This is a genomic window from Phaeobacter sp. G2 (assembly GCA_025163595.1).
GTDB lineage: Bacteria > Pseudomonadota > Alphaproteobacteria > Rhodobacterales > Rhodobacteraceae > Pseudophaeobacter.
Window position 1 is genome coordinate 2,157,018 of sequence record CP104100.1, and the last position, 23,008, is coordinate 2,180,025.

Here is a 23,008-nt window from a genome sequence, read left to right on the forward strand (position 1 = left end):
AGCGGTTCGGCTGGCTGTAGGGGGGAGGTCGGGATCGGATCGCTCATGCAGTCCACCGATACAGCCAGACTTCGCTGGCGGCGGCGCCATTGCGGCGCAGTTGCAGGCGCAGCTCAACATGGTTTTCTTCATTGGGGGCAAAGCTGAAGGCCAGCCGCACCCCGCCGGTGGCTGGGTTGCGTTGCAGCACCCCTTCGCTGGTTTCCACATGGGGGGAGGAAAGATGCACCTCGATGTCTTCGGGATCGCCGTCCAGCAGCGGGTGGGCTTCAAAATCCACCGTCATCAACCGTCCGGGCTCCCCAAAGATGCGCGCGCCTGCGGCGGTATCAATCACTCGGGCCAGATCCATCTCTGGGTCCTCGCCCCAGCTGAGCCGATAGGACAGCGGCAGCTCGGTTCCGGCGGGCAGGGTGTCCTGAGGCCGCCAATAGGCGACGATATTGTCGTAGATTTCCTTGTCGGCAGGGATTTCGACCAGGGTCACAGCGCCTTTGCCCCAGTTGCCCTTTGGTTCCACCCAAAGACTGGGGCGGCGGTGGTAATTGGCTTCCAGGTCTTCAAAATCTTGTAAATGCCGCGACCGTTGCATCAGGCCAAAGCCACGGGGGTTTTCATCCACGAAGGAGGAGATTTGCAAATGCACCGGGTTGGCCAGGGGCCGCCACAGCCGCTCGCCATTGCCGTTGAGGATCAACAGCCCGTCGCTGTCGTGCACATTGGGGCGGAAATCGTCAAACCGGTTGCGGTTGGTGCGGTCAAACAGGAACATCGAGGTGAGCGGCGCCAGCCCGGCGTGGGTCAGATCCTCGCGGGTAAACAGATGCGCCTCGACATCCATCACCGTGGTGGCTCCGGGGGTGATGGTAAAGCGATAGGCCCCCGTGACCGAGGGCGAATCCATCAGCGCATGGACCACCATACTGCGCTGGTTGGGGCCGGGGGCCTCCAGCCAGAACTCAATGAAATCGGGGAATTCCTCCCCCATGGGATCGCCAGTTTTCAGCGCCAGCCCGCGTGCTGACAGACCATAGGCCTGGCCGATACCGATGGCGCGGAAATAGCTGGCCCCCTGAAAGACGCAGAATTCGGTTTTCTTATTGGGCTGATCCAACTGGGTGCGCAGACGCAGCCCGCTATAGCCCAGAGCACCGGTGGTGCTGAGAGGCGGCGCAATCTCGCCGCGATCAAACAGCGCCATGTCAAAGCCAAAGGGGCGGGTCATGCCGTCTTTAACGGTGTTCACCTGAACCGCGTGGCGAAAATACAGCCCCGGCAGAAAGAGATCGACGTTGTAGCTGCTGTCGGTCTTGGACCAGATCGCGTCCTTAGTGCGGAACCGATGTGCCTTGTACTGATCATAAGTCAGATCCAGCCAATCCTGTGGCACCTGTTGCCGGGGCTGGTAGCCCTGGGTGGCCAGGGCGCGGGCGCGGGCGATCACCTGGGCCGGGTCAAAGGCCGCAGGCTGAGGGCTCTCTGTGGCGCCCGCCGGCAGCGCGGTGAGCAGGGTGCTGGAGAGTGCAGAGGCGACAAAGGCCCGGCGGCTAAGGGTGCTCATCGCTTGGCCCTCCAGGGGTGGGATTTGAACCAGCCCGCCCCATAGGCGCAGGCGATGATCAGGGCAAAGCCCGTCAGATTGGCCAGGGCGGTGATCGCGATGCCGCGCTCGGTCTGATCCAGGGCAAAGCCGATGAGCCGCGCCAGGGCCATGGAGAAGACAAAGACCGCGAGGCTTTGCTGGCCGACCTTGGTGATGATCCCCAGCAGCCGTGCCCAGATCCGGGCAGCAAGGCTGTGACCCGAGGCAATCAGGCGCTTGCCGCCGGTCCCGGCAATCAGCCAGCCAAGATAGGCCAGGGCCAGGAAATGTGCGTAGCGCAGCAGGCCAAAATCACTCTTTTCACGCCACTGGGCCGTGGTCTGCCACCAGGGTCGGATCATATCGCCAAGATCGCCATTGGCGGCATCCACCCAAAGAAACACCTTCCACGAGCCAAAGGGCGCCGAGAGCAGCAGAAAGGCAGCTGCGGCAGCGCCCAGCAGGGCCGAGACAGGCGGCGGGGGCAGCCAGCCCTTCATGAAGGCAAAGCCGGTAAAGAACAAAAGCTGCCAGCCAAAGGGGTTAAAGAACCATTCGCGCTGCGACCAGGGCTCCGCCGGGAGCGAGAGCCCATCGGGGCCAAGCCCGACAAGATAGGGGTTGGCAGCGAGCCATATCAGACCAGAGGTCAGCGCCACCGCCCAGAGGCCGAGGCGCTCAACCCCCATCATCACCGGCATCAACGCCAAAACCACCAGATACATCGGCAGGATGTCAAAATAGTTTGGCACATAGGTGAGGGTGAACAGCCCCACCAGCTGCGGTGCGGGATTGTTGAAGAAATGTTGCAGGTTCAGGGAGTTGATATAGGTCTTGTCAAAGCTGCCATAGGTGTCCAGCGCCGCCATGGTCATGGCGACAAAGAAGAACAGGCCGATGTGGGCCCAGAACACCTGCCAGCAGCGAAACACCACCCGCGTGGTGCCCAAAGCCCAGCCCTGCTGCGCGTAAGAGCTGCCAAAGGCAATCGCCGAGGCCATGCCAGAGCAGAACACAAAGATCTCGGTTGCATCAGAAAAGCCAAACCGCGCTGGGATCCAGCCGGTCCAGCGATTGCCGGGGATATGGGCCACCAGAATGATGAACATGGCAATGCCCCGGTAAAAATCGAGCCGGGGGTCGCGCTGGCGCTTGGCGGGCGCCTTATCCAGATCAATAGGTCCGGGAGAGGCGCTCCGGTTGGCCGCAGGGCCTGGATCCTGCTGTAGGGTGGGGAAGGGCGAAATCTTCGCCATGGGGAATTCCTTATTGGTCTTTTGAAGCCAGTTCTGAAGCCGGTTCTGCCCCTGATTCTAAATCGAAACTGCGGGGTCTTGGGTCCAGTATCTGTCTGTGCTCTCTGAGCTGTTTTCCAGATCTTTACCAGCGGTTATTCTGCGGGCACGCTATGGGGATCCGGGGTGCTGCGGGCCTGGGCAATCAGACTGCGCCGGGCCAGGGCATAATTGTCCTCTCCGCCGGCGCGTTTGGCACGGCGATCGTCCAGAATGGCCTCGACCGCGTCGAATTCTCCGGCACGTAGACCGGCGTCGATGGTCATGCGCTCAAATACATCGCGCTGGGCATGGCTGCCGCCCGCCAATTGCAGGGTGCTGCGGGCGCGCGACAGATGGCTAAAGGCCTGGGCATAGTTGCCATCGCCAAAGGCCTCCAGCCCGTTGGCCGCGTCGCAACCCGGCGTCGCCATGCGTTCCTGGGCCTCGGTGTTGCGCGCCTTGGCATCGGCGTGAATGCGGCTGACCAGGCGGCGGGTTTCCGCCTGCCGGTTGTGACCGGCCAGGGCCAGCAGGTAGTGCAAATCGGCAAAGATCAGGCTGCCGTCCTCGGTGCGATTGGCGCAAAGCTCAGAGAGCTCCTCCCAGCGGTTGCCAACCGGCACTCCTTCCAGTTCCAGCCGCATCAGCAGTGAGGTGGCATTGGAGATGTCGCGGTAGTCGTCGGTCTTGTCCTTGCGCACCTCGGTATCATACAGCATCAACGCCTGATCAATCTGACCAAGATCCAGATGCATCAGCGCCTTGTGCCACCAGACGTGATAGCGGAAGTTGTTGCAATGGGCCCAAGCCTCTTCGCGTCCGGTCAGCCACTCCAACCCCTGTGCCGCATTGCCGGTCATTTCGTGCACATGGGCGACAGAATGCAGCCCCCAGGCATCATCTGGCGCCATCCACAGCGCCTGACGCCCGGCAATCCCTGCCTTCTCGTAAGACCCGGTTTCTTCCAGCGCAAAGGAGTGACAGCCCAGCAGATAGCCGCGCGCGGCGTGATCCGGGGCATAGGCAGGCATGACCCGCTCAACCGAGGCGCGCATGCCGGTGCAATCGCCCAGAATAAAGCGGATCCCATGGCTGAGCTTCATCGCCAGGGCATCGCAGGGATCAACATCCAGGATCTGCTCCATCAGCACCACTGCCCGCGAGGGACGTCCAGCCAGCCAGGCCGCAAGCGCATCGACATATTTGCGTTCCCGCGGCAGGGCAGCCTCATATCCCAATTTGGCGTCGCTCAGCGCCTCCTGCGCCATCGGCACCAGTTCAGAGCGGCCCAGCATCAGCACCGACAGCCCCTTGATGGCCTGGGCCTGGGCAAAATCAGGTGTGGCTGCCAGAACGGCGCCCAGGTGATCTGCTGTGGCCGCGGAATGCGCCAGCACCCCCATCTGCGCTGCATCCCAGCGTGCTTGGGTGGCGGCACTGCTGAGGCTGGTGTCCTGTCCAAAGATATCTTGCGTCATTGAGGGTCCAATCGCTGCCTATGTTCACAAACCACTGTTGTTGCTCAAAAGACTAAACCAGAGCGCACAACCGCGCGACGTCGCTCGCGGTTTGGTGATGACGCGTGTGTGCTTCGTGCGGAAAGGCGCGAAGTCTGACACCCGAACAGGCGGATTTTTGCGCCTTTTGGCAATTGAAGGTGCAATAACAAGCAAGCACCCGCCTTGGGGACGGGTGCTTGCGTGTTTTTGTAACATTAGGCAGTCAGCGGTGCGACCGGCCTGGCGGGGTCAGGTCTCGGCAAAGGGATCTTCGGCCTGCAGAATCTCCTCGGTGGCCTCGCCGCATTGGGGCGGGGCGTGGCGGTAGGTCACTGGCGTACGGGAGAAATTCAGCGGATTGCCCAAGAGCTGTACCGGACCTGCGCCAGACTGCATTTCAATGGCCATATCGCGGGCGGCGACCTGATCGGAGGCAAAGACCCGGTCCAGGGTCTGCACCGGCCCGGCGGGCACCTTGCGGGCTTCCATGCCGGCGATGACTGCATCCATGGTAAAGCGTTTCAGCGCCGGATGCAGGATATCATTCAGCGCGTCGCGATGCTTGAGGCGGGCGGGGTTGGTGGCAAAACGCGGATCCTCCGCCAGGCCTTCAAGGCCGAGAAACTCCATAAAGCGGCGGAACTGGCTGTCATTGCCCACCGCCAGGATCACATGGGCATCTGAGGTTTCATAGAGACCATAGGGCACGATGCTGGGATGTTCATTGCCGCGCCGCTGGGGCAGCTCGCCGGTATTGAGATAGGCCACACCCTCGTTGATCAGCCAGGCCACCTGGGCATCCACCAGCGCCAGATCAATCTGCTGGCCCTCGCCGGTCTGGGTTTTGTGGTGCAGCGCGGCCAGAACGCCGATGGTGGCATACATGCCGCACATCACATCGGCGATGCCAACGCCGGCCTTCACCGGCTGGCCCTTGGGCTCCCCGGTGAGGGACATCAGGCCGCCATAGCCCTGGGCCATCAGATCATAGCCGGGCTTGGCGCTGTTGGGGCCGGTCTGGCCATAGCCGGAAATGGAGCAATAGATCAGGCTGGGGAGTTCGGCGCGCAGGCTGGCGTAATCCAGCCCGTATTTGGCCAGACCGCCGGGTTTGAAATTCTCCACCAGAATATCCGCCTCTGCGGCAAGGCGACGGATCACGTCCTGACCTTCGGCACTGGCGATATCCAGGGCAATGGAGCGTTTGTTGCGGTTGGCGGCCATGAAATAGGCCGACAGATCAGAGCGTTCGCCGGCCTCATTTTCCACATAAGGAGGGCCCCATTGGCGGGTGTCGTCGCCGCCTGTTTTGGGGTTTTCCACTTTGACCACGATAGCGCCGAGATCGCCCAGCATCTGGGTGCAGGTGGGGCCTGCCAGAATGCGGGAAAGATCCAGTACCTTGATGCCCTTCAGGGCGCCATGGGTGAGGCTGCTCTGGGGCGAGCTTGGCTGTGGGTTAGATGCGTCCATCATATCCTCCGGGTTCGATTTCGGCAGAAATGACAGTGAAGCGGTCCGAGGCCAAGGCCTGTTGCAAGGCCTGGTCCAATTCAGCGCGATTACGCACCGTTACACCCGTGCCGCCAAAGGCGCGGCCGATGGCCGCAAAGTCGTGGCGCCCCAGATCAACCCCGGCATTGGACATCTGGCGGCCCCGCTGTTTCAGCTCGATCAGGGCCAGGCTGGCATCGGCAAAGACCACAAAGATCGGTGCCACGCCCAGCTCGGCGGAGGTGGCCAGATCCCCGGCAACCATCAAAAACCCGGCATCGCCGGAGAAGCTGACAACCGGACGATCGGGCTCTGCCAGCTTGCGGCCAATGGCCATGGGCACGGCGCAGCCCATGGTGCACAGGCCGGAGGATTGGATCAGGGCGCGCGGTTCAGCGCAGGGCCACATCTGGCTGAGCAAAATGCGATGAGCGCCGCTGTCCGCTGTCGCCAGGGTGGTTTCGGGCAGGGAGGCGCGGCACTGGGCAATCACCCCGGCCGGGCCCCAGTCATCGGTGGTGGGAAAGGCCGCTGCAAGATCCTGGCGAACCTGTGCCGGGGCGGCGCAGGGCCATTTGAGGCGATCTGTTGCGGTCCCGGAGCGGGTCAGATCCGCAAGGGTGGGTTTCAAGGCAGCGACCAGCGCCAGACTGGCCTGATGCATGTAGTGGCTGTTGGGCTCAGGGGTGATGTCGATCATCCGCTGCACCGCAGGATCCCAGATATTGCGCCAGCCGGGGCGCATCTCGATCGGGTCATAGCCCAGGGCCAGGATCAGATCGGATTTTTGCACCAGGGGCAGCAGATATTTGTCCGCCAGCGGCGACAGCCCGGCGGCGCCCAGGCACAGCGGGTGGCTTTCCGGCAGAATGCCCTTGGCCTTGTAGGTGGTGACAAAGGGGATCTGGTGGTGTTCGAGGAAGGTCTTGATCTCGGGCGCGGCCTGTTCCTGCAGGGCGTCGAGACCGATGATGGCGATGGGACGCTGGGCGGCGTCGAGCCAGGACAGCGCCTGCGCCAGCGTGGCGTCTTCTGGCCGGGTCAGCGCCGCAGGCGCGCGGCGAGAGCCGCGATCTCTGGCAGGGGCGTCTGCAACCGAGATCGGCACGTCAATATGCACCGGACCGTTGCGTGGCTGGGTGGCAATGGCGACGGCCTTGTCGGCGATCAGGTCCGCAGCCTCGGAATCCAGGCGGAACGTGGCCTTGGTTATGGGAGAGAACACCGCCCGGTGATCCAGCACCTGGTGGGTATAGCTGTGTTCCTCGGCAGCATCGACGCAGCCGGTGAGCACCAGCATCGGCACCCGGTCCTGATGGGCATTGGCCACCACATTGACGCCGTTGAGCGCACCTGGACCCAGGGTGGCAACCAGAATAACCGGGGCGCCGTCGCTGTGGTGCAGGCCTTCGCCCATAAAGCCGGCGGCGTTTTCATGTTTGGCCAGGTGAAACGTAATGCCGGCCTTGATCAGCGCATCCACCAGGGTCAGCACCTCGCCGCCGGGCATGCCAAAGGCGTGACGGCAGCCGGCCTCGTAGAGGCGGCGGGCCAGAACGTCGGCGGCGCGAAGGGTCTGTGTCATGTTTTTGATTTCCCACTTGTTCCAGAAGCTAGAATTCGCGGGTTGCGGCAGGCGGCGCAAGCCGTATCACGTCTCTGTGACTTGCTGTGTGTTGCATAGTGGCCTCGGCACTGGCTACAGGGCGCCCTAAACTGGTCAGCTTGGGGGCATGGTAGGGGCGGGCTTTGTTGCCGTCCGGGCCGCCCTGCCATTCCCCTAGTGCAGTGCAGCTTCAGCGATGGCCGCAAAGCGGCGGTCCAGGTCGGTGGAAATGCGCAGCAGCCGACCTCCGCCCTCATTGAGGTAGGGGGCAAAGACAAAGCTGGGACGTTTATAGGCCAGATGGCTGTGATCTGCGTCGACCTCGGTGACATAAAACCGGAGAGGGGCTTCGATCATCGCGGCAGTCGACAGGGCCAGAATGCGCACCGCGTAGTCATTGTTGAAGACACCAATCACCCGGTTGCCGGGAATGGAAATGCCACGGGCTGCGGCTGCCTGCGTCGGGCCGGCCTGTGTGACCACCACGAGCCCCTCGGCCTTTACTGCGGCACGCAGATCCTGCAGCAGCGTTTCATAGGGTTTTTCGCTTTCAAAGATCACCCAGCCTTTGCGTTTGCCAAGTTCGCTCGCCCCGGCGGGCTGGGGCAAAGATCCGAGGCTGAGGATCACCACCATGAGCAACGCCGGGAGAGCAGCCTGTGGTAGGGGGAGGCTCATTGCCCTTAGCATCTTGGGAAGTCTGCGACACAGGGCAGAGCGTGATAGGCACAGTGCGCGCATTGGAAAGACCCTTTGGATTAAGCTGACCGCAGATTGGCATAGATTTGCGGGCTAAGGCATCACATTGCAGTGTAGCATTTTGGGTCGTCAAGTGCGGCGGAGGGGGGCAAGGCAGGGTCCTGCCATAAGCGCAGACAGGTCAGGCCCGGACGGATCCGGGCCTGGGCCAGTGTGAGGTATAGCGGTGGCTTGCGCTATGAGACCCAGCTAGACAGCGATCCGGCCGCCGCCTGTTTTGGTGACCACAACAACCGAGGGGCGCGGCGGCATTTTTGGATCGAAGTCGGGCCAACGGGTGGCGGGATCTTCGAAAGTCGAGGCGCGCTCAAACCCTTGCAGCGCCTTGGTGCCATCGGTGCCGGGGTGTTGCACCGCCAAAAAGAGCGTTTCGCTGTCCTCGGTGAAGTATGGCCCACAGAGTTCCCCGCCAACTGGGCAGCGGAAGAACAGTTTCGAATGGCCACGCAGTTCGCCTTCGGTTTCCAGCGCATACAGCCCGTCGGATTTGCCCGTCTTGCCCCATTTGCTGCCCTGATCGGTAGAGATCCACAGGCGGCCATCGGCGTCAAAGGCACAGTTGTCGGGAGAGCCAAACCAGCCGTTTTCGCTGGTTTCCGGGTTCCACTGAGCGCCCACTTCCGCAAGCTCTGGGTCGCCACATTTCACCAGGATCGACCATGTGCCCGTGGTGGAGGCATGATCGCCTGCCGCTTCTTTGATTTCGATGATGTGACCAAAGTTGGATTTGGCGCGGGGGTTTGCGGCGTTGAGCTGCGTATCCTTGCGCTTGGAGTTGTTGGTCAGCATGATATAGGCGGTGCCGTCGCCGCGCGGCTGGGCATCTTCGGGACGGTCCATTGGCGTGGCGCCAAGCGCATCCGCGGCCAGGCGGGTATCAATCAGCACATCAGCCTGGCTGGCAAAACCGTTCTCTGCGGTCAGCGGCCCCTCGCCATGTACCAGCGGCAGCCAGTGCACGGTGCCATCGGCATCAAAGCGGGCAACATATAGAATACCGTCGCTCAGCAGGTTTCCATTGGCATCATCGGTGTGGGACACTGTCCCGTTGGAGACATATTTGTACTGGTAATCAAACCGGTTATCATCGCCCATATAGACAACCAATTTGCCGGTCGCTGAGATGGTTGTCTCGCACCCCTCATGGCGGAAACGACCCAGGGCAGTGTGTTTTACTGGTTTTGCGTCTGGTTTGCGGGGATCGACTTCAACCACCCAGCCAAAGCGGTTTGGCTCGTTTGGCTCTTTGTCGATGTTGAACCGGTCATAGTGCTGACCCCAGGCATACCAGCCACCGGGGACGCCATAGCGTTTCTTGCTGGCAGCATCCTGGTGCGCGGTCAGATCCGGCTTGCCGTCGCTGTCGCGGGCATCGGTCCAGAAATAGCCGTGGAAGTTCTCTTCGGCCATCAGCCAGGTGCCCCAGGGGGTCATGCCGCCGGCACAGTTGTTGAGCGTGCCAATGACAGCTTTGCCAGAGGCATCAGCATTGGTTTGCATCCGGGCGTGCCCTGCGGCGGGGCCGTCGATGGTCATTGCGGTGTTCAGCGGGGTGATGCGCCGGTTAAAGGCGCCATCACGCACAACCGCCCATTTGCCGCTTGCGTCGCGCGCGATCTCAACCACGGTGCCACCATGGGCGGCCATCTCGATGTCGATCAACTCCTTGGTCATACCGGCAAAGCCCTGTTTGTCCTGACGGCCAAGACCGGGGAACATGACTTCTTCGTTGGTGTATTCGTGGTTCACACAGAGCAGACCACGGGTGCCTTCGGCGTTCAGGGGGGTAAAGCCCACATAGTCGTTGTTATAGCCAAACTGCTGCAGCTGGGCCTCAGCTGTCTGGTTCATCACGTCAAATTCAGGCGCATCAGCGGTGATCGGATCGCCCCAGCGCAGCAGCACGTCTGCCTCATAGCCATTGGCGATGTGATGGGTTTCATCATTGCCCCAGGTCAGCTCATCAAAGCGATAGCGGCTTTCAGGGGCCGCAGAGGCGGTGGCGTGGTTGGGGGCGATCAGCGCGGAGGTGCCAAACAGGGTGGCCGCTGCCGAGACACCAAGCATACCGCGCAGCATATCGCGGCGGCCATAGCGGGTATTGATGACATCGCCGATGGTGGCATCCAGGTTGGGGTTGGTTGGGATGTCGTCAAAGGCTTCATAGGCTTCGGCCTTGTTGCCGATCTCAGGATCGTTGATGATTTGCTTGCGGTCCATGGCGTGCTCTTTTCATAACGGTGTAGGCGGGAGATCCCCGGCAGATGCCTGGTGATTTGCAGCCGCTGTGTAACAGATAGATTATGATCAAAGCGAATTCATCAGAATGTCACAGGGTACATATCACGGGGCACATATAACGGGGCATATATCACCGGGTATATGTCAGGCGGCATATGTGACCAGCCAGATAGAAAACACTGCGGCACAGCGATGGCAGAGGTTAGACCGGCCCTAGGTAGTGCGGCGAAAGCCTTCGATCAATTGGCGCAGCCCCAGGGCGGCCCCGGCAAAGATCGCCAAAAAGGTGACAGGGGCGGAGAGCGAGAGCAAGGAGAAGGCGCTGAGCCCTTGCCCCACGGTGCAGCCCATGGCGACCACAGCGCCCGCGCCCATGATGGCGGCGCCAATGATCTGGCGCCGTAACTCACGCGGATCGTCACAGGCCTCCCAGCGGAAATGTCCTTTGATCAGCGAGCCAATAAAGGCGCCGAGCCAGACCCCGGTGATCGAACCCACCGCAAAGGACAGTGGCCGCAGGCTGCCGGTCATGGTCCAGAGGATGGTTTCCCCCAGAGGCGCTGAGAAAGAATGTGAAACCACCGGCAGCGCCTCAAACCCGCGGGCGTTGATATAGGCGGTGCCCGCCCAGCCAGAAACCACGGCCACACCGACAATGACGGACCAAAACAGGCTTTTGCGATCACGGCGGAAGTCCGCATCCCATAGGCTGATGCCAATCAGGAGGACACCGACAACGATCCCAATACCCGCCAGCGGCAGATGGGTCAGCGCGGCCAGGTGATGTGCCAGTCCTGGCGGCAGCTCGCTGGTGACATCCTGTTGCTGAAACAGCAGGTTGCGCAGTGGGGCGAGGGGGCCAGACAGCACCACATAGGTTGAGATGCCCATCACCAGCACAATGACAAAGCTGCGCAGATCGCCGCCGCCAAGCCGGGCAATGGCGCCGTAGCCACAGTTGCCGCTTAGGGCCATGCCATAGCCAAACATCAGGCCACCGATAATCGAGGCCATCGGCATCCAGCGCACTGAAAGGTAGAAAGAGTGCGAGGCGTCAAACAGCCCCAACCCGATGAGGGTGAAACTGCCAATGATGGCGGTGCCAATTGCCAGCCCCCACATGCGCATCCGCTGCGACGAGTCGCCATATAGCAGATCTTCGATGGCGCCCAGGGTGCAGAACCGGCCCAACCGGGCTGCCAGCCCCAATAAGATCCCCCCCAACAGGCCGATACCGGTGACCAACTGGTGATCGCTGAACAGATCAAACATGGGCAACCCTCCTCCTGGGCTGGGCGGTTGGCGCTGACCTCAAGCGATGTCGCTCCCGCATGTGCGCCTGTGGTCTTTCCGGCGACGGCTCAGGGGATGCATCTATGGGCGCAGCAAAGCGTCATTGCAGGATCCATTGCAATGGGTTTTGCGCAATGGGTTTTGCATCCTGACCCGCGCGCTGGGCGTCAATTTCAAGGGATCTGGCCCTAGCTGGCGTCGTTGCAGAACAGCTCGTAGACCACTTCGAGGATCCGCCGTGGACGGTCGTCTGCCAAACGGTAATAGATGGCCTTGCCGTCCCGGCGTGGCACGACCAGCCCTTCGAGCCGCAACCGCGACAGCTGCTGCGACACGGCGGCCTGGCGTGCGGCCAGTAGATCTTCGAGTTCGGTGACCGATTTTTCACCGGTGACCAGGTGGCACAGGATCATCAATCGTCCCTCATGGCTGATCGCCTTGAGGAAATTTGACGCTGTGGTGGCGTTGTCCACCATGTTGTCCAGCTCTTCCGGGGCCATATCGGCCGAGAATTGCGGTAGTCCCATAGTCTCTCTCCTGTGGTGGCAGCGCGCGGGCGCCGCTCCTCCCAATGCGGTCTTAATATCGGCTAGCTCTCGGGTGGGTCGGCCTCTTCGGTGGGCAACCCCAGATGCTGGCGCATAAGTTGGGCGATCAAGGGCCAGAAAAAGTCTTCCCCTGGATAGCCTTCCAGGCGGGCCATCTCATGTCCGTCGTTTACAATCAAGAATGTTGGCGTAAAAGTCACCCGACGTGTCAACTGCAGGTCAGCGGGAATGGCCCGCAGATCCACCCGGTGCAGCGGCGCAAAAGCGCCCTCGCGGGTTTTGGGGTAAATGGGGCCGATTTCTTCGTTCCAGCGTTTGCACCATTCACAGCCTGCCTGCTCAACCATGACCAGCGCGCGGCCCTTGTCAGCCCAGGGTAGAGCCGCGTCAGCCAGCGCAGGCAACGGGTTTACAACCGCAAGGCCAATAGCCACTGACAGGGCGGTCGCTGCAAAGCTGCGGCGTGTTACAGAAAGGGGGCGTTGATTTTTCATGACCTCAACCGTTGACGGCATCCGCGATTTGCGGCTTGATACTACATAATTTGAATATGTGAATAACACAAGTCTTGCGCCAAGACAGCTTAAGGCGCGGAAGGTCATAAAATCGTGATGCTGGAAATTTCATACCTGGGCGCAGCTTTTGCCGGATTGTTGAGCTTTTTCACCCCCTGCATTCTGCCGATGGTGCCGTTTTACCTGTCCTATCTGGGCGGGTTGTCCATGTCCGAACTGCGCAGTGACGGCGAGATCGCACCGGGAGCGCAGCGGCGTATGGTCCTGGCTTCCCTGTGCTTTGCTGCCGGGGTGACCTCGGTCTTTATGCTGATGGGAATGGGGGCGACGGCGCTGGGGCAGCTGTTTGGCCAGTACATGGAAATCCTGTCCTATGGGGCGGCTTTGATTCTGGTGGTCTTTGGCCTGCATTTTCTGGGGGTCATTCGCATCGGGTTGCTGTACCGTGAGGCACGGATGGAAAGCTCTGCCGACCCATCCAGCCTAGCCGGGGCCTACTTGATGGGGCTGGCCTTTGGCTTTGGCTGGACGCCCTGTGTGGGGCCGGCCCTGGCCTCGATCCTGATGGTGGCCTCCGGGCTGGGAGAGGTCTGGCGCGGCGGCGCGTTGCTGTTTGTCTATGGCGCGGCCATGACCTTTCCTTTTGTGGTGGCGGCGCTGTTTGCCAAGCCGTTTTTGGCCTGGGTGGCGCGGCACCGGGCGGCCTTTCACTGGGTCGAAAAGATCATGGGGGCGATGCTGATCCTGTTTGCCATCCTGATCGTCACCGGCGGCGTGCGCTGGATTGCAGATCTGATGATCCGCTGGATGCCAAGCTTTGCCACAATCGGATAGTGACCAAGACTAAATGCGAGATTTTGGGAGAGAAACATGAAGAACTGGATGTTGAAACTTGCCACCCTGGCACTGGCGTTGCCCTTGGTTGCAACGGATGTTGCAGCGGTTGAACTGGGTGATGACGGGCTGCATAAAACGCCCTGGATGCGCGAGACCTTCAAGGATCTGCGCGAAGACCTGGAGGAGGCCAACAGCGAAGGCAAACGCCTGGTGTTGTTCTTTGAACAACGTGGCTGCATCTACTGTACCAAGATGCACACCGATGTGTTCCCTCGCCCCGAGGTGAGCAGCTACATCGACGAGAATTACTTTGTGGTGCAGATGAACCTTTACGGTGATGTGGAGGTCACTGACTTTGATGGCGAGAGCCTGTCGGAAAAAGACATGGCGCGCAAATGGGGCGTCCTGTTTACGCCAACGATTCTGTTCCTGCCGGAAGAGGTGGAGGAGGGGCAGACAGCCCCCCAGGCGGCGGTGGCGACAATGCCCGGTGCCTTTGGTCCGGGAACAACACTGGACATGTTTACCTGGGTGAACGAAAAGCGGTATCTCTCTGACAATGGGGAAGATTTTCAACGCTACCACGCGCGCCGCATCTCGGAGCGCAACAATGGGTCTGCAGACTGAGTGCGGGCGAACGAATATATTAATTCATACTATTGAATTTGTTGTTGCGTTTAGAGGGCAGGGTGCCCTACGGTATACAACAGCTAAGCCCGCCAGACTGCGGGTGGCAGCCAACGGGAGGAACCATGAAGAGACTATCTCTGACACTGGCCGTGAGCCTGATCGGGAGTGCAGCCCTGGCGGCAGAGGTCGCGCCAAAGGATGTGCAATTTGACGAGGATGGCGCAGTTGCGGCCTCCTTGACCGGCAAACCAGGTGATGCGGCAAGCGGTGCTGTTATCGCAGGCACCAAATCGCTGGGCAACTGTGTCGCCTGTCACCAGCTGACAGCCTTGGCTGATGTGCCGTTTCACGGCGAAATCGGCCCGTCGCTGGATGGCGCCGGGGATCGCTGGACCGAAGCGGAGCTTCGCGGTTTGATGACCAATGCCAAAATGACCTTTGAAGGCACAATGATGCCTGCATTCTACAAGGTCGACGGCTTTTTGCGTCCTGGTGATGCCTATACCGGCAAGGCCCCCACAGAGGCGCTGACACCGATCCTGTCCGCCCAGGAAATCGAAGATGTGATCGCGTTCATCGCGACCCTAAAAGAAGAGTAAAGCGAGGGCGACAGCCCAGCCGCTTTGCGAAACGTCAAAGGAGACATATGATGGAGTTCTCACGCCGTGAGACCCTGGGCATGGCCCTGGGTGCTGCTGTGATGACGGTGCTGCCGCTGCGGGTCAGCGCCAGCACCGAGGATCGGATTGCCGAATTTACAGGTGGTGCCGACATGGCCGACACCGGAGTTGAACTAACGGCGCCGGAGATTGCTGAAAACGGCAATACCGTGCCAATCGAAGTGAGTGCCCCGGGCGCCACTGCGATCATGGTTCTGGCCACCGGCAACCCGACGCCGGGTGTTGCAACCTTCAATTTTGGCCCCCTGGCCGGCAGCCAGTCAGCTGCCACCCGGATCCGCCTTGCTGGTACCCAGGATGTTGTGGCCATCGCCAAGCTGGCCGACGGCAGCTTTGCCAAGGCAAGCGCATCTGTGAAAGTGACCATCGGTGGCTGCGGCGGCTAAGCATTCAGCCCCGCTCATATCCGATTGCGGCCTGAAATACGGCCTGAATACGAAGGAGTTAAAGACATGGCATCCGGTGTAAAACCCCGCGTCAAAGTCCCCAAGAAGGCAACTGCTGGTGAGGCGATCACCATCAAGACCCTGATCAGCCACCAGATGGAAAGCGGCCAGCGCAAGGATAAGGAAGGCAATGTTATCCCGCGCTCGATCATCAATCGCTTTACCTGCGAATTCAACGGCCAGATGGTCGTGGATGTTACGATTGAACCTGCGGTTTCGACCAACCCCTATTTCCAGTTCGAGGCCATTGTGCCAGAGGCCGGCGATTTTGCCTTTACCTGGTATGACGACGATGGCTCTGTTTATGAGACATCTAAATCTATCGCTATCGCCTGATCCCTTCCGGATCTCAAAGGCACGGCATCCTGGCCGCAGATGTGGCCAGGGTGGATACCCAAGGGAGGACAAGGAATGAACTATAAGGCGCTTACCGCCATTGCTGTCGCACTGAGCCTGCCGCTTTCTGCCCATGCGGATGCGGATGACGACACACTGGTGCTCAACGAAGAACAAACTCTGGTAACCAAAACCGCGGCACCGGCCCATGTGGCCGATGTGCTGGACGAGGTGATGTCGGGGTGGCACTTCCGCTCGGATGAGACCCAGTCCCTGCAGATGGACGATTTTGAAAACCCCGCCATGGTCTTTGTCGATAAGGCCTATGATGCTTGGAACACCGTCGAGGGGTCCGAGGATAAATCCTGCGCCTCCTGTCATGATGACGTGGAACAAAGCATGGCAGGGGTGCGTGCGGTCTATCCTAAATGGAATGAACAGGCCGGCGAAGTCCGTACCCTGGCGATGCAGGTCAATGACTGCCGCGAAAACCAGATGGGTGCCAAAGCATGGAAATACACCGGCGGTGACATGACCGCGATGGAGGCTCTTATTTCGGTGCAGTCACGTGGCATGCCGGTCAATGTCGCCATTGATGGACCGGCTCAGTCGGTCTGGGAGCAGGGCAAAGAAATGTACTATGCCCGTACCGGTCAGCTGGAACTGTCCTGTGCCAATTGCCACGAGGACAGCTATGGTCTGATGATCCGCGCTGATCACCTGAGCCAGGGCCATATCAACGGCTTTCCGACCTATCGTCTGAAAAACGCCAAGCTCAACAACGTGCAGGCCCGTTTCAAAGGCTGCGTGCGCGATACCCGCGCCGAGACCTACAAGCCCGGTTCGTCCGAGTTTGTCGCGCTTGAGCTCTATGTCGCGTCGCGCGGCAATGGCCTGTCCGTCGAAGGCCCCTCGGTCCGTAACTAAAACACACCAACACCCCGCGTCTTTGCAGGCGCGGGGTGTTTCGCTTTTAATGAATTCATAGATGCGAATATGAATCATATTTGCTGCTTATGATCGCACAGGATGATAGATAGACATGATCTCGCGCCGTGACTTTTTGCAGGTATCGATGGCCGCTTCCGCCCTGGTTGGTGCATCCGGTTTTGGCAACTGGGGCCGTTTGGCTGCACAGCAAAGCCTGACCCAGGATCAGCTGCTCCAGTTTGACACCTTTGGCAATATCAGCCTGATCCATATCACTGATATTCACGCGCAGCTGAAACCGATCTATTTCCGCGAGCCCTCGGTCAACATTGGGGTTGGGGGCAACAAGGGCCATGTGCCTCATATCACCGGCGCTGACTTCCGGAAGGCATACGGCATCCAGGATGGCAGCCCTTCTGCCTATGCGCTGACCCATGATGATTTTTCTTCACTGGCGCAGGGCTATGGCCGGGTAGGTGGCATGGACCGCGTCGCCACCGTGATCAACGCCATCCGGGCGGAGCGCCCCGATGCGCTGCTGCTGGACGGCGGTGACACCTGGCATGGCTCCATGACCTGTCACAAGACCGAAGGTCAGGACATGGTCAACGTCATGAACGCACTCAAGCCCGATGCGATGACTTTCCATTGGGAGTTCACCCTGGGCTCTGACCGGGTGAATGAGATCGTCGAAGGCCTGCCCTTTGCGGCGCTTGGCCAGAACATCTTTGATTCCGAATGGGACGAACCGGCGGAACTGTTCAAACCCTACAAATTCTTTGATCGCGGTGGCGCCAAGGTGGCAGTGATCGGTCAGGCCTTCCCCTATATGCCCATCGCCAACCCCGGTTGGATGTTCCCCGAGTATTCCTTTGGCATCCGCGATGAGCACATGCAGGAGATGGTGGATGAGGTCCGCGCTGCGGGGGCTGATCTGGTTGTTTTGCTGTCGCACAACGGCTTTGACGTGGACAAAAAGATGGCCAGCGTTGTCACCGGCATTGATGTGATCCTGTCCGGTCACACCCATGATGCGCTGCCAGAGCCGGTTCTGGTTGGCAAAACCCATATTATCGCCTCCGGCTCCAACGGCAAATTTGTCAGCCGCATTGATCTGGATGTGCGCGATGGTCAGATGATGGGCATCCGCCATAAGCTGATCCCGATTTTTGCCGATGTGATTGCGCCGGATCCGGTGATCACCAAACTGATCGACGAACAGCGCGCTCCTTTTGCGGATCAGCTGGCTGAAGTGATCGGCAAGACCGACTCGCTGCTCTATCGTCGCGGCAATTTCAACGGCACCTGGGATGACCTGATCTGTGACGCGCTGCTCAGCGAGCGCGAGGCGGATATCGCCATGTCGCCCGGTGTGCGCTGGGGGCCGTCGCTGGTGCCTGGGGATGACATCACCCGCGAAGACATCTGGAATGTCACCTCGATGAGCTACGGCGCTGCCTACCGGTCTGAGATGACAGGGGAATTCATCAAGGTGATTCTGGAGGATGTGGCCGATAACATCTTTAACCCCGACCCCTATTATCAGCAGGGCGGTGACATGGTGCGCATTGGTGGCATGGGCTACCGGATTGATATCACCAAGCCGCAGGGGGATCGCATCAGCGAAATGACCCTGTTGAAAACCGGCGAGAAAATCGACGCCAGCAAATCCTTCATGGTTTCTGGTTGGGCCAGCGTCAACGAGGGCACCGAGGGTCCCATGATCTGGGATGTGGTCGAAGATCACATTCGCAAACAGGGGACGGTCTCAGTCACCCCCAACACATCGGTCAATGTGGTCGGGGCCTAGGCCTGACCCGGAGGTGCTGCTGGGGTGACGTCTCTAGCAGCACCTCTTCCTGATCAAAATTTTTTGCGCTGATGAATTCACAAAGGCGAATTTATCGATGTAAGGAGAAAAGAAAATGAGCGATAAAGCAGATGATTTTGCGCCATCGCGCCGCCAGTTTCTGGCCGGTGCAGCCGCAACCGGAGTAGGGGCCGCCGCCGTTGGCGCAGGCCAGGCGGCCCAAGCCGCGACGCCGGACCCTCTGATCACCGAAGTGCAGGAGTGGGCCAGTGGATTGGGCGATGGTGTGGATGCCACCCCCTATGGCCTGCCGATCCAGTTTGAGCAGGACGTGGTGCGGCGCAATGTGGAATGGCTGACCGCAGATACGATCTCTTCGATCAACTTCACGCCGATCCACGCACTGGATGGCACCATCACCCCACAAGGCTGCGCCTTTGAGCGTCACCACTCGGGTGCGATCGAGCTGCGTAAAGAAGACTACCGCCTGATGATCAACGGGTTGGTAGATACACCGCTGGTGTTCTCCTACGCCGATCTGGAGCGTTTCCCGCGCGAAAACCGGGTTTATTTTTGCGAATGCGCTGCGAATTCAGGCATGGAATGGGCGGGCGCTCAGCTGAATGGGGCTCAGTTCACCCATGGCATGATCCACAATATGGAATACTCCGGGGTCTCGCTGCGTACCTTGCTGGAAGAGGCCGGACTGGCCGCAGCTGGCGATTTCAAGGACAAATGGGTCTACGTTGAAGGCGCTGATGCCTCGTCCAATGGCCGCTCGATCCCGCTGGAAAAGGCGCTGGACGATGTGCTGGTGGCCTTCAAGGCCAATGGTGAGGCCCTGCGCAAAGAGCATGGCTACCCGGTGCGTCTGGTTGTGCCCGGCTGGGAAGGCAACATGTGGATCAAATGGCTGCGCCGCATCGAGGTCATGGATGGCCCGGTGGAAAGCCGCGAAGAGACCTCAAAATACACCGACACCATGGCAGATGGTTCGGCGCGCAAATGGACCTGGGAAATGGATGCCAAATCCGTCGTGACCAGCCCCAGCCCGCAGTCGCCCATCACCCATGGCAGCGGCCCGCTGGTGATCACAGGCCTGGCCTGGTCCGGTCGCGGCTCCATCACCGGGGTGGATGTCTCGATTGATGGTGGCAAGACCTGGACCGAGGCCCGTCTGGGCGCGCCTGGTGTCGACAAGGCGCTGGCGCGGTTCTACCTCGATGTGAACTGGGACGGCTCCGAAATGCTGCTGCAAAGCCGGGCGCGTGACAGCGCGGGCTATGTCCAGCCGACAAAAGCAGAGCTGCGCGAGGTGCGCGGTCTGAACTCGATCTATCACAACAACGCCATCCAGACCTGGTGGGTCAAAGCCAATGGGGAGGCAGAAAATGTCGAAGTTTCCTAAAGTTATCGCCGCAGCGGCTCTCTCAGCCGGGCTCGCACTGCCGGCCTATGCCGGCACATACGGTCTGGGCCGTCCCGCCCTGCCGGAAGAAATTGCCGCCTGGAATATTGACGTGTCTCCAGATGGTACCGGCTTGCCCGTGGGCTCGGGCGATGCGCTGACCGGTGAGGAAGTCTTTGCCGAGAAATGCGCCGTCTGTCACGGCGACTTTGCCGAGGGTGTCGACAACTGGCCCAAACTGGCCGGGGGGCAGGGCACGCTGGACCATGAGGATCCGCTGAAAACAGTGGGCTCCTACTGGCCCTATCTGTCGACCACCTGGGACTATGTGAACCGCTCTATGCCCTTTGGTGCGGCGCAGACGCTGGAACCCGATGAGGTCTATGCCATCGTCGCCTATATCCTCTATTCCAATGATCTGGTGGATGAGGATTTTGTGCTGTCAAATGAGACATTTGCTGATGTCACCTTGCCCAACGCCGAAGGCTTTTTTGTCGATGACCGGCTGCAAAGCGAGGCGCATTTCTGGAAGCCAGAACCCTGCATGGCGGATTGTAAGGACAGTGTCGAAATCACCATGCGGGCGCGGGTTCTGGATGTGACACCAGAAGAGACAGTGGCCACTGAGGCGGTTGTGGAAGAGGCAGCTGCTGAACCGGTTGCAGCAGAACCTGTGGTCGAAGCGGCCGCAGAGCCGGTGGTCGAGGCAGTTGCACTGGACCCGGAATTGGTCGCCAAGGGCGCCAAGGTCTTTAAGAAGTGCAAGGCCTGCCACAAGGTGGGCGAAGGGGCCAAGAACAGCACCGGCCCGATCCTGAACGGTATCTTTGGCGCCACTGCGGGCATGGTCGAGGGGTTCAAATACTCCAAGCCGATGCTGGCCGCGGGCGAAGATGGTCTGGTCTGGGACGAAGAGGCCCTGGCTGCCTTTCTGACCAAACCAAGAAAGTTCATGAAGGGCACCAAGATGTCGTTTGCTGGTCTGCGCAAGGAGCGCGATATCGAAGCGGTTGTGAGCTACCTCAGAAGCTTTGATTAACCTCCTCATCGGGGCCTGACAAAACAGCTGGGGACAAACCCCACTAGCATGGGATCAAGGGCGGATCATTCCGCCCTTTTTGCTGCCGTCAGCTTCGGCTGTGGTCTCTGTGACGTTTGAAACTGGGAGGCTTATTTCCTGCCGCTTTTCCTGAACATTTTTCCTGGCTCCGGGGCGGACCTGGCTCTTTTTCGACTCCAACCGCGCAACCACGGGCACCAGCGGCGGTGTTGTGCACCTTCTGCGCCGGGACGGGAGATCTCGAAAACTTGAATAGAAATGTTGATAGCTTAACCTCTTGATCACCAATTTTAGACAGGTTGCCCAGACGCGAAGTTTTCTAAGCAGACCAAGAGGTAGTATATGAGCGACTGGACTTCCGGCTACGTAGCTGAGGTTGACTATACACATGATTTTTTTCAAGAAATGACGCCGGCAGTCATGGCCCTGGCTGCAACTTCAAAGGGTCAAAAACACAATCTGACACAGAGGGACCTCAGCTATTGCGAGCTGGGCTGCGGTCAGGGTTTCACCGCCAATCTCTTGGCAGCGGCCAACCCGCATATTCAGTTTCACGCAATGGATTTTAACCCTTCCCACATTGCCGGCGCCCGTGATCTGGCCGCAGAGACGGATCTGGATAATGTTCATTTCTACGAGCGCTCCTTTGCTGATTTTGAGCAAGAAGACAGCCTGCCCAAGCAGTTTGACATCATTGCCCTGCACGGGGTGATGAGCTGGGTCTCGCAGGAAAACCGGCAGCATATCGTCCAGTTTATTCGCCGCCGTTTGAAACCTGGCGGCATGGTCTATGTCAGCTACAATTCCCTGTCGGGCTGGGCCTCGGTGATGCCATTGCGGCGTATTCTGCAGGACCGCGCCGCCCAGGGCACAGGCCCGCTGGAGGACCGGATCGTTGAGGCGCTGAGTTTTGCCGGGAATCTGGAAGGGGCAGGGGCCAAGTTTTTCAAAGCCAATCCCATCGCCTGCACCAGACTGGAAAAATCCCAGCAGATGTCGGCCAACTATCTGGCGCATGAGATGTTCAATGCCGACTGGACGCCGTTTCATTTTGCAGATCTTGCCGGTGATCTGTCACAGGCCAAGCTGAATTTCCTGGGCTCAACCAGTATTCTGGACCATGTGGACGACATTTGCCTGACCCCCGACCAAACTGCGGTGCTGGAGGGCGAAAGCGACCCGGTGCAGCGCGAAAACCTGCGGGATATTCTGGTGAACGAACAGTTTCGCTCTGACCTGTTTGTAAAGGGGGGGCGCAGCCATACGGAACGCGGCGCTATTGGGGCCTGGTTCGAGACCCCGCTGGCGCTGATGCAGCGCTACAGTGGCGGGCCGTTGAAGCTCAGCTGGCGCCAGGGGGAGATCGCTTTGGACCCGGCGCAATATGGGCCGATTCTGGAAGCTTTGCAGTCCGGGCCAGCCACGGTGCGCAGCCTTTTGGATCAAGGAGCCTTTGGCCAAATGACCTGGGGCGAAATATCGCGATTGCTGCGCCTGTTGGCCGGGTCCGGGGTCGTGGCGCCCTGTCTGCCACTGGACGGAATCACAGAGCGTCAGGCGCGCTGTCAGGCTTTTAATCTGGCGGTTTGTAAACGGGCCGAGGACAGCGAAACGCTGCGGTTTCTGGCCTCTCCGGTGACTGGGGGCGGGCTGCAGCTGGACCGGATCGAACTGCTGTTCCTTTTGGCCTATGGCGAAGGCAAGGCGCAGCCAACCGACTGGGCGGACCTGGCCTGGAGCATTCTGTCCGCGCAGGGGCAGCGGCTGCAGCATGAAGGACGGGTGTTGGTAACGCCGGAGGAAAACCTGGCGCTATTGCAGGCGCGGGCCGCTGCATTTGCCGCGCGACGGATGCCTCTGTGTAAATCACTGGGTCTGATCCCGGCTGCACCTGAGGCGGCACGTGCTGCAACAGCGCCGGCGCACAACACGGTGCGCGCCGCATAGGGCAGGACGCAGCCGTTGGGGGGGGAGCCAGATCCGTTGCGCGCAAATACAACGGCCACCGCGCATAGACGGTGGCCGTTTCCGCTTGGCGGGCGCCGCGCCAAACCGTT

General features: G+C 60.1%; 20 protein-coding genes. 10 read left to right on the plus strand and 10 right to left on the minus strand.

The window, feature by feature from the left end; translation table 11 throughout:
- Window positions 1–43: 43 nt before the first annotated feature.
- From N1037_10270 to N1037_10315, 10 genes are all read right to left on the minus strand, one after another.
- Entirely contained in the window at window positions 44–1,561 is a 1,518-nt protein-coding gene (locus tag N1037_10270) for a glucan biosynthesis protein G (GenBank protein ID UWS77687.1), read from the minus strand.
- Window positions 1,558–2,838: an OpgC domain-containing protein gene (locus N1037_10275; GenBank protein ID UWS77688.1), complete on the minus strand. Its 1,281-nt coding sequence runs from the start codon at window positions 2,836–2,838 to the stop codon at window positions 1,558–1,560. Before N1037_10275 ends, N1037_10270 begins: the two co-directional genes overlap by 4 nt.
- Before the next feature lie 134 nt (window positions 2,839–2,972).
- The gene (locus N1037_10280; GenBank protein ID UWS77689.1) at window positions 2,973–4,337 is read right to left on the minus strand and encodes a tetratricopeptide repeat protein; all 1,365 of its coding nucleotides are present in this window, start codon (window positions 4,335–4,337) and stop codon (window positions 2,973–2,975) included.
- Between the two features lie 270 nt (window positions 4,338–4,607).
- Complete coding sequence (locus tag N1037_10285) at window positions 4,608–5,831, minus strand: CoA transferase (protein UWS77690.1); 1,224 nt, start codon at window positions 5,829–5,831, stop codon at window positions 4,608–4,610.
- The gene (locus N1037_10290) at window positions 5,818–7,437 is read right to left on the minus strand and encodes a thiamine pyrophosphate-binding protein (protein ID UWS77691.1); all 1,620 of its coding nucleotides are present in this window, start codon (window positions 7,435–7,437) and stop codon (window positions 5,818–5,820) included. The genes N1037_10285 and N1037_10290 overlap by 14 nt, the downstream gene beginning before the upstream one ends.
- Before the next feature lie 195 nt (window positions 7,438–7,632).
- The gene (locus N1037_10295) at window positions 7,633–8,136 is read right to left on the minus strand and encodes a DUF302 domain-containing protein (GenBank protein UWS77692.1); all 504 of its coding nucleotides are present in this window, start codon (window positions 8,134–8,136) and stop codon (window positions 7,633–7,635) included.
- 270 nt (window positions 8,137–8,406) lie between these two features.
- Window positions 8,407–10,437, minus strand: a complete 2,031-nt coding sequence (locus N1037_10300) for a PhoX family phosphatase (GenBank protein UWS77693.1) — start codon at window positions 10,435–10,437, stop codon at window positions 8,407–8,409.
- 234 nt (window positions 10,438–10,671) lie between these two features.
- Window positions 10,672–11,730 carry a YeeE/YedE family protein gene (locus N1037_10305; GenBank protein ID UWS77694.1) on the minus strand — a complete coding sequence of 353 codons (1,059 nt, stop codon included), beginning with the start codon at window positions 11,728–11,730 and terminating at the stop codon, window positions 10,672–10,674.
- Between the two features lie 209 nt (window positions 11,731–11,939).
- A complete protein-coding gene (locus N1037_10310; GenBank protein ID UWS77695.1) occupies window positions 11,940–12,278 on the minus strand; it encodes a metalloregulator ArsR/SmtB family transcription factor in 339 nt (112 codons plus the stop codon).
- Window positions 12,279–12,340: 62 nt separating this feature from the next.
- Window positions 12,341–12,793, minus strand: a complete 453-nt coding sequence (locus tag N1037_10315) for a hypothetical protein (protein UWS77696.1) — start codon at window positions 12,791–12,793, stop codon at window positions 12,341–12,343.
- Window positions 12,794–12,910: 117 nt separating this feature from the next.
- Between N1037_10315 and N1037_10320 the strand changes: the two genes are divergently transcribed.
- The 10 genes from N1037_10320 (at window position 12,911) to N1037_10365 (ending at window position 22,898) form a co-directional block, all read left to right on the plus strand.
- Window positions 12,911–13,648 carry a cytochrome c biogenesis protein CcdA gene (locus N1037_10320; protein ID UWS77697.1) on the plus strand — a complete coding sequence of 246 codons (738 nt, stop codon included), beginning with the start codon at window positions 12,911–12,913 and terminating at the stop codon, window positions 13,646–13,648.
- Between the two features lie 36 nt (window positions 13,649–13,684).
- Window positions 13,685–14,278 (plus strand): thioredoxin family protein, encoded by a 594-nt coding sequence (locus N1037_10325; protein ID UWS77698.1) that lies wholly within the window; start codon window positions 13,685–13,687, stop codon window positions 14,276–14,278.
- A 125-nt stretch (window positions 14,279–14,403) separates the two neighbouring features.
- Window positions 14,404–14,880 (plus strand): sulfur oxidation c-type cytochrome SoxX, encoded by a 477-nt coding sequence (soxX, locus tag N1037_10330; protein ID UWS77699.1) that lies wholly within the window; start codon window positions 14,404–14,406, stop codon window positions 14,878–14,880.
- A gap of 50 nt (window positions 14,881–14,930) precedes the next feature.
- Window positions 14,931–15,347: a thiosulfate oxidation carrier protein SoxY gene (gene soxY / locus N1037_10335; protein ID UWS77700.1), complete on the plus strand. Its 417-nt coding sequence runs from the start codon at window positions 14,931–14,933 to the stop codon at window positions 15,345–15,347.
- 66 nt (window positions 15,348–15,413) lie between these two features.
- Window positions 15,414–15,743 carry a thiosulfate oxidation carrier complex protein SoxZ gene (gene soxZ / locus N1037_10340; protein ID UWS77701.1) on the plus strand — a complete coding sequence of 110 codons (330 nt, stop codon included), beginning with the start codon at window positions 15,414–15,416 and terminating at the stop codon, window positions 15,741–15,743.
- Between the two features lie 75 nt (window positions 15,744–15,818).
- Entirely contained in the window at window positions 15,819–16,670 is an 852-nt protein-coding gene (soxA, locus tag N1037_10345; protein UWS77702.1) for a sulfur oxidation c-type cytochrome SoxA, read from the plus strand.
- Between the two features lie 115 nt (window positions 16,671–16,785).
- On the plus strand, window positions 16,786–18,483 hold the full coding sequence (gene soxB / locus N1037_10350) for a thiosulfohydrolase SoxB (protein UWS77703.1): 1,698 nt from the start codon (window positions 16,786–16,788) through the stop codon (window positions 18,481–18,483).
- Window positions 18,484–18,598: 115 nt separating this feature from the next.
- Complete coding sequence (gene soxC / locus N1037_10355) at window positions 18,599–19,891, plus strand: sulfite dehydrogenase (GenBank protein ID UWS77704.1); 1,293 nt, start codon at window positions 18,599–18,601, stop codon at window positions 19,889–19,891.
- A complete protein-coding gene (locus N1037_10360; GenBank protein ID UWS77705.1) occupies window positions 19,875–20,930 on the plus strand; it encodes a c-type cytochrome in 1,056 nt (351 codons plus the stop codon). Before soxC ends, N1037_10360 begins: the two co-directional genes overlap by 17 nt.
- A 363-nt stretch (window positions 20,931–21,293) precedes the next feature.
- A complete protein-coding gene (locus N1037_10365) occupies window positions 21,294–22,898 on the plus strand; it encodes a class I SAM-dependent methyltransferase (protein ID UWS77706.1) in 1,605 nt (534 codons plus the stop codon).
- Window positions 22,899–23,008 lie beyond the last annotated feature (110 nt).